We start from the raw sequence: 12,439 nt of genomic DNA, 5'->3' as shown, positions 1-12,439 counted from the left end.
GAAACGCCACGCGGGCGGAAACGGGGTTAAAAGCCCGTCATCTTTAGTGCAATCAATTGTTTCCGCGCCGGGCGCGACCTCGCGTGCAGCGCAGAGCACGGCGCGGCGCCGGCGCGCGGGGCGTTCCCGGTAAACTCTCGCCATGGCCAAAACCCGAACCGTCTACGTCTGCTCCGAATGCGGCGGCACCAGCCCGAAGTGGCAGGGCAAATGCCCGCACTGCGCGGCCTGGAACACCCTCGAAGAAACCGTCGAAACGCCCGCCAGCCAGGCGGCCGCGACGCATCGCTATGCGCCGCTGGCCAGCTCGAGCCCGGTGCGCAGCCTGGCCGAGATCGAGGCGCGCGAAACGCCGCGCCAGCCCACCGGCCTGGAAGAGTTCGACCGGGTGCTGGGCGGCGGCCTGGTGGCCGGCGCGGTGGTGCTGATCGGCGGCGACCCCGGCATCGGCAAGTCCACGTTGCTGTTGCAGGCGCTGGCCTCGCTGTCGGCCACCACCTCGGTGCTGTACGTCACCGGCGAAGAATCGGCCGAGCAGGTGGCGCTGCGCGCGCGCCGGCTGGGCCTGCAGACCGGCCAGGTCAATCTGCTGGCCGAGATCCGGCTGGAGGCGATCCAGGCCGCCGTGTCCGAGCAGAAGCCGGCCGTGGCCGTGATCGACTCGATCCAGACGCTCTACAGCGGCGAGCTCACCGCCGCGCCCGGCTCGGTGTCGCAGGTGCGCGAGTGCGCGGCCCAGCTCACGCGGCTGGCCAAGCAGACCGGCATCGCGGTGGTCATGATCGGCCACGTCACGAAAGACGGCGCGCTGGCCGGCCCGCGCGTGCTCGAACACATCGTCGACACCGTGCTCTATTTCGAAGGCGACACGCACTCGTCGTTCCGGCTGGTGCGCGCCTTCAAAAACCGCTTCGGCGCGGTCAACGAACTCGGCGTGTTCGCCATGACCGACCGCGGCCTGCGCGGCGTGGCCAACCCCTCGGCGCTCTTCCTGTCGCAACACCAGAACCAGGTCGCGGGCTCCTGCGTGATGGCCACGCAGGAAGGCACGCGGCCGTTGCTGGTCGAGATCCAGGCGCTGGTCGACGCCTCCCATTCGCCCAATCCCAAACGCCTCACCGTGGGCCTGGAGAGCAACCGGCTCGCCATGCTGCTGGCGGTGCTGCATCGCCATGCGGGCGTGTCCACCTTCGACCAGGACGTCTTCGTCAATGCGGTGGGCGGGGTGCGCATCACCGAGCCCGCGGCCGACCTGCCGGTGCTGCTCGCCATCATGTCGTCGCTGCGCGACCGGGCCCTGCCCAAGGGCCTGATCGCGTTCGGCGAAATCGGCCTGGCCGGCGAGATCCGGCCCGCGCCGCGCGGCCAGGAGCGCCTGCGCGAGGCAGCCAAGCTGGGTTTCAGCGTGGCGCTGATTCCCAAGGCCAACGCGCCGCGCCAGCCGATCGAGGGCCTCGAGATCTGGGCCGTGGACCGCCTCGAGGACGCCCTCGAAAAGCTGCGCTGAGCGGCGCTTTCTTTCTTTTTTCCAAGCGGGCCGGCCGGCCCGCTTTGCATGCGTCTAGGAGTGGCAGTTGAGTGCGTTGGTGATGGCCGCGAGCCTGGTGAGCGGCGCCATGATCGGATTCATGGGAGGCGTGCTGGGCATCGGCGGCGGACTGATCGCGATCCCGGCGCTGGTGCTCACGTTGGGCATGTCGCAGCAGCTGGCGCAGGGCACCGCGCTCATCATGGTGCTGCCCACCATCATGATGGCGGTGCGCAAGTATCACCAGCAGGCGCGCATCGACATGCGCATCGCGGCCGCCGGCGCCGCGGGCGCCATGGTGTTCACGTGGATCGGCGCGCGCCTCGCGCTCGGCATTCCTTCGAGCACGCTGCGGCTGAGCTTCGCCGTGTTCCTGTTCTTCATCGCGCTGCACTATCTGCGGCAGACGCTGCGCGCCCGCAAGGCCGCGCCGCCGCAGTCCGCGCCGGCCGCGCCGGCCTTCACGCCGCGCCGCGCCAGCGTGCTCGGCATGGTGTGCGGCACGCTGGGGGGCTTTTTCGGCGTGGGCGGCGCGGTGCTGGCCGTGCCCCTCATGACGAGCGTCTTCCGCCTGCCGCAGACCACTGCGCAGGCGCTCGCGCTCACGATGGTGATCCCGGGCTCCACCATCGCGCTCATCACCTATTCCTGGGCCGGCCAGGCCGACTGGCGCGTGGGCCTGCCCCTGGCCATCGGCAGCCTGTTCTTCGTGCCGGTCGGCGTGCGCCTGGCGTATCGCCTGCCCGAACGCCGCCTGCGCCTGTATTTCGCCGCCATGCTGATGGCGACGGTGGCGCTGCTGGTGTTCGAGGGCTGAGCGCGGCGCCGCGCCGGTCTTGCTGAACGGCCGTTGAACGCAGTCTGTCAGTCGGATGTCGCCGGCATGACGAGTCGTTACTTGCGAAAAAAACTCCTGCCGGGCAGAACCCGGGCGCCTTGATACCGCTCCAACGCAGTATGGGTGCAGACGTGTTCGCGGCTGGCCCGACTACCGGGCGCATGCCCGCAAGGAGTACACCAGATGACGACTCAGTCCCGCATTGCAGCTTTCCTGTCGACCTCGGCGCTGTGCCTGGGCCTGGCCGCGGCGCCGTCGGCGTTCGCTGCCTCGGCCGATGCCGCGCAAGGCACGTCTGCGCAGAGCAAGACCCACGCCACCAAGCATCACGCCAAGAAGACCGGCACGCACCACGCGCACGCCAAGTCGGGCAAGACCGCCGAAGGCACCCAGGCCAAGTAAGCGCGCGTTCCTGAAATGCCGAAGCCCCGGCCGGGCGCGCCTGTTGCGCGTGCGGCCGGGGCTTCGTGTCTTGAGACGTGCGCGAGCGCGCAGGCCTCAGGCGGCGACCGCGCCGCGCAGGCGCGTCTGCCGCACGATGCGCCAGTACCAGGCATGCAGCAGCAGGGCCGACAGGCCCAGGCCGACCATGGCCATCATCCACATCGTGCCCGCGCCCTCGGGCGAACCGGGAATGATGAACGCGCGCACGGCATCGAGCGTGCCGCGGCCCGGGCCGAAGCCCAGCCACCAGCCGCCCGCCAGCCCGACGCCGGCGAGGGCCACCGTCTGCAGGATCAGCGGCATGACCGCGACCTTGTACGCCCGCAGCAGATAGGAGTTGATGCACTGCATGGAGTCGCAGATGTGGAACAGCGGAATCATGGCGAGCAGCGACGCCGCCACCGCCGCCACCGCGGCATCGTCGGTGTAGAGCGCGAGGATGGCCGGACGGCCCACCAGCAGGATCGCCGACGTCAGCAGGGCGCCCAGTATACCCAGCGCCAGGCCCGCGAGGCCGCAGCGATGCGCATGCTCGAGGCGGCCCGCGCCGATCGACTGCGCCACCATCGCGGCGGTCGCCACGCCCAGCGCCATCGGCATCATGTAGCACAGCGCGGCGAGGTTCGACATGATCTGGTGCCCGCCCGACACGAAGGTGCCTTCACGCGCCACCAGCAGCGCCATGAACGTGAACGCCGACACCTCGACCAGATACGAACCCCCCATCGGCAGGCCCAGGCGCAGCAGCTCGCGCAGCGCCTTCCAGTCGGGCCGCGTGATGCGCAGGTTGAACTGGCGGAAGTAGGGATTGCGGCTCACGAACCACATGCCGGCCGCCAGGCTGATCCACGACACCAGCGCCGTCGCCAGGCCCGCGCCCGCGGCGCCCAGCGCCGGCAGGCCGAACTTGCCGTAGATCAGCAGCCAGTTGAACAGCGCCTTCAGGCCGATGGCGCCGAGGTTGATCGACATCACCACCTTGGGCCGCGACACCGCGGTGCCCAGGCAATAGATGGTGCGGAAGATCAGCGCGGAGGGCAGGGCCAGGATCAGGGCGCGCAGATACCAGGTGATGCGGTCGCGCACCTCGGGCTCCACGTCGCCGGAAAACGCCAGCCACATGTCGGGGAACAGCATCAGGATGCCGCCCGCCACCGACAGGCCGAGCGCCAGCCACACGCCCTGGCCCCAGGTGCGGCCCACCTCGTCGATGCGGCCCGCGCCGAAGTGCTGGGCCAGGATCGGGATGAGGGCGTGGATCACGCCCATCAGGCCCACGAACACGGTGATGTAGATCGAGGCCGACAGCGACATGGCGGCCAGGTCCTGCGGCCGCGCGTGGCCGGTCATGGCCGTGTCGAGCACGCCGAACGCGATGCCGGCCCACTGGCTCACCAGCACGGGCCAGGCCTGACGCACGATGCCCAGCATCATCGCGCCGAAGCCGATGGGAGGCGCAATCGTGGCGTTCATCGCGGGGCGTTGACGCGCAGCAGGCGGAAGACTTCGTGACGATCGGCGCGGCGACCGCCGCGCCACAGCTCGGTGGCACCCTCGCCGCTATAGGCGGCAGTGCCATCGCGCAGGCTGCTGTTGTTGGTCTGTTGCAGCACCAGCGTGCAGCGCGAGTCGTAGGTGAAGCTGAGATTCTCGAAGATCAGGAACGAGGCGCGCTGGCCGCTGCCCAGGCTCAACCCGCGCACGCATTCGCCGGGCTGCAGATTGGCGCGCAGCGCGGCGGCGAGCTCGGCCGACACGGTGCGGTAGGAGCGCGCGTAGTCGACCGCGGGCTGCCACAGCAGCACCAGCAGGATCCAGGTGGCGGTCAGGCCGCCGGCCGACAGCACCGTGCCGCGCCAGAGCGCGAGCGGCTTGACGCGCAGCCGCCATGCGACCAGGGCGATCCACGCGCCGGTCACGACCAGGGCCAGGAAGAACGCCAGCCACGAAATCTGCGCCTCGTAGCCGGTGGTCTGGCGCGCGATGTTGCGCGAGATCTGTGCCGGCCAGCCGAAGTGCAGCGCCACCCAGCCCAGCCAGGCCGTGGCCACGGTGAGCGAAAAACACATCACGGCGAACCAGTCCAGCGTGTTCACCACGCCGCGCCGCAGCGTCGGCAGCGAGAACGCGGCGAGCGCCGCGCTCGGCACCACCAGCAGAATGTATTCGGCGTCGTTCGGCTCTTCCAGGATCAGCAGGATCGCCGCCGACGGCAGCAGCAGCATCAGCGGCAGCCAGATGTGCGGGGCAAACAGCCAGGCGCGCCAGCGCCAGATCGCCACCAGGGCGAGCGGCCAGGTCGGCCACAGATACCACGGCAGGTCGCGCAGCGCGCGGCCGGTCGTGCCGAGCTCGGGCCAGTCGAACGAACGCAGGTTCCAGGTTTCCCAGTTGCGCACCCAGTAGCCCGTGCTTTGCGCGCCCGACGCGGGCAGCCACCAGGCCAGAATCAGCACCGCCGCGAGCAGCGCGGCCCAGGGCAGCCAGCGCACCTGCTTCCACAGCACGCTGCGCGGATAGAAGGCCAGCACCGCGGCGATCATGATGGGCGCGGCGCCGATCCAGCCGCGCGTGAGAAACGCGCCGGCCACGGCCACGCCCAGCGTGGTCGCGCCGAGGAAGGGCCGGTCCAGCGTGCGCGCCATGGCGTAGAAGGTGAGCGCCTGCCAGGCCAGGATGGCCGGCACCACGGAGGTCTCGTGCACGCGCTGCAGGATGCCGACGGTGGCGAGCAGCAGCAGCAGCGCGGCATCGGCCAGCATCCGGCCGTAGTCGCGCACCGAGGGTTCGCCGCCGAAGGGCAGCGCCAGCGGCTGCGCCTCGTTGCGGCGGCCCAGCAGATAGGTGCCGTACCAGACCGAGAACACGGTCATGCCGAACCACAGCAGATTGGGCAGGCGGCCGGCGGTGATGTCGCCGAGCCAGGGCCCGAACAGCCACATCGAGATCGCGCCGACCCAGGTGATCAGCGGCCCCTCCTCGGCATGGGCCAGGTGGCCCACCTGCGGCAGCAGCCAGGTCAGGCCGCCCTCGCGCAGCGCGGTGACCATCGTGGCCAGCCCGACCGCGTCGTCGGTCTTCCAGGGGTCGCGCATGAACAGGCCCGCCACGATATAGGCGAGCGACAGACTGATCAGTACCAGCCGGGGCAGCTTGGCGGTAGCCAGGGCAGTCAGTCTGGCAGGAGTGGAGCGCGTAAGTGGGGACACTGACCTAATTTAACCGACCGGCGTGCCGATCGGCAGTCAAAATTTGCAGGGAGGGGCGGCCGTTGCCGGCCGTTGGGGAAAAAAAAGCAGCCCGGAGGCTGCTTTTTTCCTGCGCGCCCCGAAAGGGCCGGGCCGAAAGGCCTGCTCGCAATGGGGCGGGGCGCAGCGGCTCGTGGATTACGAAGCCGACTTGACGGTGCCAGCCGTGCGGGCGAAGCGGGCGCGGAACTTTTCCACGCGGCCGGTTTCGACGATACGGGTCTGGGCGCCGGTGTAGAACGGGTGCGATTCGGAGGTCACGTCGCACTTGAACAGCGGGTAGGTCTTGCCATCGATGTCGATGGACTCGCGCGTCTGGATGGTCGAGCGCGTGACGAACTTGTTGCCGGTCTGCAGATCGAGGAAGACCACTTCGCGGTAGTCGGGGTGAATGCCGTCTTTCATTTCGAATCCTTGGGGGTTGGTCGGGTCGCCAGCGAAGCGCGGCAAAAACGCGCGCTCAACCACGTATCCAGAAAGTAACCATCAATTCTAGCATGTGCGGGCGCTTTGCGGCATGTTTGGCCACACGCGTGCCCTGCGCGCCACCCCCGGCAGCCCCACAAAACCGGGGACGTTTGGCGGCACGGCAACGGCGGGGCGGCGGGGGCGGCCCGGCGGGCCCGGGGCTGCCCCGGGCCGCGCCGCGCTACAGCTCGGTGCGCAGGCGCCAGATCTCCGGGAACAGCACCACGTCGAGCATCTTGCGCAGGTAATCCACGCCCGAGGTGCCGCCGGTGCCGCGCTTGAATCCGATCACCCGCTCGACCGTCGTCACGTGGCGGAAACGCCACAGGCGGAAGGCGTCCTCGAGGTCGGTGAGCTTTTCGCCCAGCTGGTACAGGTCCCAATAGCGATCGGTGTCGCGGTAGACCGTGAGCCAGGCCTGTTCGACCGCGTCGCTGGCCGCGTAGGGCTGGGTCCAGTCGCGCTCGAGATGGTCGGCCGGCACCGCGATGCCGTTGCGCGCCAGCAGGCGCAGCGACTCGTCATACAGCGACGGCGCCTCGTAGGCCGCCTGCACCTGCGCCAGCAGGTCGGCCCGGTGGGCGTGCGGACGCAGCATGGCGGCGTTCTTGTTGCCCAGCAGAAACTCGATCTGGCGATACTGATAGCTCTGGAAGCCGCTCGATTTGGCGAGGTACGGGCGCAGTGCCGAGTACTCGGGCGGCGTCATGGTGGCGAGCACGTCCCAGGCGTGCACCAACTGCTCCATGATCTTGCTCACGCGCGCCAGCATCTTGAAGGCGGGCGGCAGGCGGTCCTGGCTGATGCTGGCGATCGCGGCTCGCAGCTCGTGCAACATCAGCTTCATCCAGAGCTCGCTGGTCTGGTGCTGCACGATGAAGAGCATCTCGTTGTGCTCGGGCGACATCGGGTGCTGCGCGCCCAGGATGCGGTCGAGGTCGAGATAGTCACCGTAGGTCATGTCGCGCGAGAAATCCAGCTGCGCGCGTTCGGTGTGCACGATGTCTTCGGGGCGGTTGCCGTGCATGGGGCAGCCCGAGGCGGGCGTGGGCGGCGTGGTCTTGTCAGTCATGGCGCACCTCGGCGGCACAAGGGGCGGGCAGGGTGGGCGCAAAGCGCCAGCGCAACGGCGCGTGGCAGGCGGGTCGAGGCAGGAGGTTCATGTCGGATCCCGTGTCCGGCGCCGGTGGGCGCGGCGGACGGTCGGTGCCGCCCCGTGCAAGGGGCGGCGGGCACTCGAATCAGTCGAGTGCGCGCAAGACGGCGCGCACCGGGCTGGCGTCGGCCTGGACCAGCTTGAGCGGCAGGGCGATCAACTCGTAATCGCCCGCGGGCACGTCATCGAGCAGCAGATTCTCGAGCACGCGGATGTCGCGCCGCAGGATGACGTGATGGCTGTCCAGGGTCTTGCTGGACGCGGGGTCGATGCTCGGCGTGTCGAGGCCGATCAGCGTCACCCCGCGCTCGTGCAGCCATTCGATGGTTTGCGGCGCGTAGGCGGAGAAGTCGTCGGTCCACCAGTCGAGGCTGGCGTGCTTGGCGGTGCGCACGAGCACGCGCGGCGGCAGGCCGGCCGACCAGGGTTCGAGGTGTTCGGGCAGGATCAGCGGACCGCAGTCGATCGCGTGGATCACGCGGCACGGGCCCAGGAACGGCTCGAGCGAGACGGCGCCGATCGCGGCGGCCTCGTTTTGATAGTGCAGCGGGGCGTCGGCATGCGCGCCGACGTGCGGCGACATGCGGATCTCGCTGACGTTGACCGGACAGTCAGGGGTCAGCGACCATTTCCATTGCTGGGTATACGGCGTGTCTCCGGGGAAGACCGGAGAGCGGGCCGAAACCGGCGGCGAAATGTCCCACAAACGTTTCATGGTTAAAGCAATTTTTATCCTGCCGCCTAGTCTATAGAAATTCGGCCCCGCCGACGAGAGGGAAGTGGCTCCGCTGGCGGCCGGGCGCGCCCTCAGAGCTGGCCGCGCTCGGCCAGCGACACCGCCTGGTCGCGCGCCACGATGAGATGGTCCACCAAACGCACGTCGACCAGCGCCAGCGCCTGCTTGAGCTGGCGCGTCAGGGCCAGGTCTGCGGCGCTGGGCTGCGCCGCCCCCGAGGGGTGGTTGTGCGCCAGGATCAGCGCGGCGGCATGGTGCCGCAACGCCTCCCGCACCACCTCGCGCGGGTAGATCGCCGCCTGGTTCAGCGTGCCGCGCGCCAGCTCGCAGCATTCGATCAGGTGCAGGCGCTGGTCGAGGAACAGCGCCATGCACAGCTCGATCTCCAGGTGGCCCAGCGCCGCGATGCAGTAGCTGCGCACCGCGTCGGGGTGCGACATCAGGTCGCGCGAGCGCAGCGGCTCGATGTGGGCGCGGCGCGCCAGCTCCAGCACCGCCGCCAGGCTGCACGCCTTGGCCGTGCCCATGCCATGGACCTGGCGCAGCTCGGGCAGGGGCGCGGCCAGGGCGCCGCGCAGGCCGCCATAGCGCAGCATCAGCGCGCGCGCCAGTTCCAGGGCATTGGCGCCCGGGACGCCGGTGCGCAGGATGAGCGCGAGCAGCTCGGAATCGTGCAGGGCGCAGGCCCCCTGGGAGGCCAGCCGCTCGCGCGGACGTTCGGTTTCGGGGATGCGGGCGGGCAGGTTCATCGTCTAGGCTCTAAAATCAGGTTTATCGACGTCCTTCTACGGTGCCAGAGCCCTGGCGCCGCGCCACGCAAAATGACTGTTTCCATCCAGCCGGATTCCTACCTCACCCTGCACTACCGCATCGTCCTGGCCTCGGGCCCGGCCGAGGGCTCGGTGTTCACCGACACCTTCGACGGCCGCCCCGCCACCCTGCAGATGGGCGGCGGCCAGTGGGCGCCCGGCATGGAGGCGCCGCTGGTCGGCCACGGCGAAGGCGAGCAGTTCAGCTACACGCTCGAGCCCGCCGACGCCTACGGCGACCGCAATCCCGATCTGATCCAGAAGGTCACGCGCAAGATGCTGGCCGAACACGCCGGCGCCGACGCCACCTTCGCCCCGGGCGACCTGGTCGAGTTCGCCGCCCCCAACGGCGGCCGCTACTCGGGCGTGCTCAAGGAGCTCAACGACGACTGGGCGCTGTTCGATTTCAACCATCCGATGGCCGGCACGCGCCTGCGCGTCGACGTGTCCATCCTGGGGGTCCTGTAATGTCCGAGCACGTCACCGGCGATCAGGCCGAAGTCCTGCTGGCCCAGCCGCGCGGCTTCTGTGCCGGCGTCGACCGCGCCATCGAGATCGTCGAGCGCGCGCTCGAGCTCCACGGCGCGCCCATCTATGTGCGCCACGAGATCGTGCACAACCGCTACGTGGTCGAAGACCTGCGCGCCAAGGGCGCCATCTTCATCGACGAGCTCGAGCAGGCCCCGGCCGGCGCCATCGTGGTGTTCTCGGCGCACGGCGTCTCCAAGGCGGTGCGGGCCGAGGCCGACGCGCGCGGCCTGCGCGTGTTCGATGCCACCTGCCCGCTGGTCACCAAGGTGCACGTCGAAGTGGCGCGCATGCGCGCCGCCGGCCGCGAGATCGTGATGATCGGCCACAAGGGCCACCCCGAGGTCGAGGGCACGCTGGGCCAGGCGCAGGGCGGCATGTACCTGGTCGAGACGGCGGAAGACGTGGCCGCGCTCGAGGTCGACAATCCCGACAATCTCGCCTACGTCACCCAGACCACGCTGTCGGTCGACGACGCCGCCACGGTCTCGGCCGCGCTCAAGGCGCGCTTCCCCTCCATCGTCGAGCCCAAGAAGAGCGACATCTGCTATGCCACCCAGAATCGCCAGGACGCGGTCAAGGTGCTGGCGCCGCAATCGGACCTGGTGCTCGTGGTGGGCAGCCCCAACAGCTCCAATTCGAATCGCCTGCGCGAAGTGGCCGAGCGCATCGGCGTGCCCGCGCACCTCGTGGACGGCGCGGCCGCGATCGACCCGGCGTGGCTGCAGGGCAAGCAGCGTATCGGCATCACCGCCGGCGCGTCGGCGCCCGAGGTGCTGGTGCAGCAGGTGATCGAGCGCGTGCGCGAGCTGGGCGCGGTGTCCGTGCGCACCATGCCGGGCCTCGAGGAAAACGTGGCGTTTCCGCTGCCCAAGGGCCTGTCGCGCAAGAGCGCGCAGATCGAAACGCTGGATTGATCGCGACACGCGCCGCGCCGGCAGGCGCGGCCGATAACACCAACAGGAGACAGGATCCATGCAGTTGTACGGCTATTTCCGCAGTTCGGCCGCCTACCGGGTGCGCATCGCGCTCAACCTGAAGGGCCTCGCCTACGAGTCCGTGCCGGTGCATCTGGTCAAGGACGGCGGGCAGCAACTGAGCGAGACCTACCGCGCGCTCAACCCGGCCGCCCTGGTGCCCACGCTGGTCGACGAGGGCGCCGCGCTGGGCCAGTCGATGGCGATCATCGAATACCTCGACGAGACCCGTCCCGAGGTGCCGCTGCTGCCGTCGGATCCGCTCGGCCGTGCCCGCGTGCGTGGCATCGCGCAGGCCATCGCCTGCGACACCCACCCGCTCAACAACCTGCGCGTGCTGAAGTACCTGAAGCACGAGCTCAAGGTTTCCGAAGACGCGAAGAACGGCTGGTATCGCCACTGGGTGGCCGTGGGGCTCGAGGCGGTGGAGCGCATGCTGGCCGCCTCCGAGGCCACCGGCAGGTTCTGCCATGGCGACACGCCCACGCTGGCCGACCTGTGCCTGGTGCCGCAGGTCTACAACGCGCGCCGTTTCGATTGCGACCTGAGCGCCTATCCCACGATCGTGCGCATCGACGCGGCCTGCAACGCCGTGAAGGCCTTCATCGACGCCCAGCCGCAGAACCAGCCCGACGCGGAGTAGGGCGGCAGGCCCGCGCCGTCCGGCTTGAATGACGTCCGCACGCCGCCCGTCGGGGCGGCGTTTTGCTTCAACGATGTCGGGCTCGTGCGGCGCGCGAGGTGGCGGGCGGCACAAAGCAAAGGGCCACCCGATTGGGTGGCCCTTTGTGTACAACCTGGTGCCGGCAAGAGGAGTCGAACCCCCGACCTTCGCATTACGAATGCGCTGCTCTACCAACTGAGCTATGCCGGCTAAAACCTGTGCTTTGTTTTGTTTTCTCGATTCGCCGCGCCGGGTTTGTTGCCCACTCCGATGATCTGGAGGCAAGACATGTCTTGCTGCGTATGCAAATCAGGAAAGACCGAGATCATATCAGAAGTTTTCGAGGGCTGTGAAGCTGCGCCGCAAAAAATTTTCGCGCGGCCCTTCGCTTGCACACTTCGAAAAATTCCTTCATAATCTCGTTTCTTAGCAGTTCCCCGATAGCTCAGTCGGTAGAGCGACGGACTGTTAATCCGCAGGTCGCTGGTTCGAGCCCAGCTCGGGGAGCCAAAGAATTACGGGGCCATTCACGCAAGTGAATGGCCCTTTTGGCTTTCTGCGCGCCGCGTTTGCGTCTTGCCGTGCGTGATTTGCGGGGCACCCCGTGTGTGGTGCGCCGAGTGTCTCAGGCGCCCGGCGCGAGCGTGGCCTCGGGCAGCGGGGCGCGATTCAGAAACAGCGTGACCAGCACCGAGGTATCGGTGATCGCGCGCAGGCTGTGCGGCACGCCCGCCGCCAGAAACATCAGCGTGCCTTCGCCGAGCGACTGCGTCACGCCATAGGCCGTGACTTCCACCACGCCCTCCAGACACTGCAGCGTGATCGCGCTTGCCGCGATCTCGTGCGGCGGCCGCGTTTCGCCGGCCATCATCGTGAGCCGCAACACCTCGATCTGATCGGAACGCACCAACGCCTTGGACGGCGTGTCGCGCAGGCTCGGCCCCAACGGACGGATGTCGATGGGTTCGCCGGGGCGGGCGTGATGCAATGACATGGGCGGGCTCCTGGTGGGGTGGTGTGCGCGCAACGGTCTGCTCCCAGCG

Annotated in this window: 13 protein-coding genes and 2 tRNA genes; 7 read left to right on the top strand and 8 right to left on the bottom strand. The window is 68.9% G+C overall.

Translation table 11 applies throughout. The features are described from left to right. The first annotated feature begins 142 nt into the window (after positions 1 to 142). The 3 genes from radA (at position 143) to CEG14_RS16165 (ending at position 2,768) form a co-directional block, all read left to right on the top strand. Positions 143 to 1,507 carry a DNA repair protein RadA gene (radA, locus tag CEG14_RS16175; RefSeq protein WP_094827325.1) on the top strand — a complete coding sequence of 455 codons (1,365 nt, stop codon included), beginning with the start codon at positions 143 to 145 and terminating at the stop codon, positions 1,505 to 1,507. A 67-nt stretch (positions 1,508 to 1,574) separates the two neighbouring features. Then, positions 1,575 to 2,345, top strand: a complete 771-nt coding sequence (locus CEG14_RS16170; RefSeq protein ID WP_094827324.1) for a sulfite exporter TauE/SafE family protein — start codon at positions 1,575 to 1,577, stop codon at positions 2,343 to 2,345. Between the two features lie 204 nt (positions 2,346 to 2,549). Beyond that, on the top strand, positions 2,550 to 2,768 hold the full coding sequence (locus tag CEG14_RS16165) for a hypothetical protein (protein WP_094827323.1): 219 nt from the start codon (positions 2,550 to 2,552) through the stop codon (positions 2,766 to 2,768). A 96-nt stretch (positions 2,769 to 2,864) separates the two neighbouring features. Here CEG14_RS16165 and CEG14_RS16160 read toward each other — a convergent pair whose 3' ends face one another. The 6 genes from CEG14_RS16160 to radC form a co-directional block, all read right to left on the bottom strand. Further along, positions 2,865 to 4,283: an MATE family efflux transporter gene (locus CEG14_RS16160; RefSeq protein WP_094827322.1), complete on the bottom strand. Its 1,419-nt coding sequence runs from the start codon at positions 4,281 to 4,283 to the stop codon at positions 2,865 to 2,867. Next, entirely contained in the window at positions 4,280 to 6,019 is a 1,740-nt protein-coding gene (locus tag CEG14_RS16155; RefSeq protein WP_094827321.1) for an ArnT family glycosyltransferase, read from the bottom strand. Before CEG14_RS16155 ends, CEG14_RS16160 begins: the two co-directional genes overlap by 4 nt. A 177-nt stretch (positions 6,020 to 6,196) precedes the next feature. Continuing rightward, a complete protein-coding gene (locus CEG14_RS16150; protein ID WP_094827320.1) occupies positions 6,197 to 6,463 on the bottom strand; it encodes a type B 50S ribosomal protein L31 in 267 nt (88 codons plus the stop codon). A gap of 244 nt (positions 6,464 to 6,707) precedes the next feature. Next, positions 6,708 to 7,598, bottom strand: coding sequence for a tryptophan 2,3-dioxygenase (gene kynA, locus CEG14_RS16145; RefSeq protein ID WP_373454197.1), 891 nt, complete (start codon positions 7,596 to 7,598; stop codon positions 6,708 to 6,710). Positions 7,599 to 7,767: 169 nt separating this feature from the next. Continuing rightward, entirely contained in the window at positions 7,768 to 8,397 is a 630-nt protein-coding gene (gene kynB / locus CEG14_RS16140; protein WP_094827319.1) for an arylformamidase, read from the bottom strand. A 92-nt stretch (positions 8,398 to 8,489) separates the two neighbouring features. Further along, positions 8,490 to 9,167, bottom strand: a complete 678-nt coding sequence (radC, locus tag CEG14_RS16135) for a RadC family protein (RefSeq protein ID WP_094827318.1) — start codon at positions 9,165 to 9,167, stop codon at positions 8,490 to 8,492. Positions 9,168 to 9,239: 72 nt separating this feature from the next. On the opposite strand from radC, the gene CEG14_RS16130 reads away from it, so the two are divergent. From CEG14_RS16130 to maiA, 3 genes are read left to right on the top strand one after another with little or no spacing between them, the layout of a single operon-like run. Continuing rightward, positions 9,240 to 9,695: an FKBP-type peptidyl-prolyl cis-trans isomerase gene (locus CEG14_RS16130; RefSeq protein WP_094827317.1), complete on the top strand. Its 456-nt coding sequence runs from the start codon at positions 9,240 to 9,242 to the stop codon at positions 9,693 to 9,695. Continuing rightward, a complete protein-coding gene (ispH, locus tag CEG14_RS16125) occupies positions 9,695 to 10,672 on the top strand; it encodes a 4-hydroxy-3-methylbut-2-enyl diphosphate reductase (protein WP_094827316.1) in 978 nt (325 codons plus the stop codon). The genes CEG14_RS16130 and ispH overlap by 1 nt, the downstream gene beginning before the upstream one ends. 58 nt (positions 10,673 to 10,730) lie before the next feature. After that, positions 10,731 to 11,375, top strand: a complete 645-nt coding sequence (gene maiA / locus CEG14_RS16120) for a maleylacetoacetate isomerase (RefSeq protein ID WP_094827315.1) — start codon at positions 10,731 to 10,733, stop codon at positions 11,373 to 11,375. A 155-nt stretch (positions 11,376 to 11,530) separates the two neighbouring features. On the opposite strand, the gene CEG14_RS16115 is transcribed toward maiA, so the two are convergent. Next, positions 11,531 to 11,606, bottom strand: a tRNA-Thr gene (locus CEG14_RS16115). 224 nt (positions 11,607 to 11,830) lie between these two features. Here CEG14_RS16115 and CEG14_RS16110 point away from each other — a divergent pair. Further along, a tRNA-Asn gene (locus CEG14_RS16110) sits at positions 11,831 to 11,906 on the top strand. A gap of 115 nt (positions 11,907 to 12,021) precedes the next feature. On the opposite strand, the gene CEG14_RS16105 is transcribed toward CEG14_RS16110, so the two are convergent. After that, complete coding sequence (locus CEG14_RS16105) at positions 12,022 to 12,390, bottom strand: cupin domain-containing protein (RefSeq protein ID WP_094827314.1); 369 nt, start codon at positions 12,388 to 12,390, stop codon at positions 12,022 to 12,024. Between the last annotated feature and the right edge of the window lie 49 nt (positions 12,391 to 12,439).

The sequence above is a fragment of the Bordetella genomosp. 1 genome (assembly GCF_002261335.1).
Classification (GTDB): domain Bacteria; phylum Pseudomonadota; class Gammaproteobacteria; order Burkholderiales; family Burkholderiaceae_B; genus Bordetella.
This window is presented reverse-complemented; position numbering and strand designations above follow the sequence as displayed.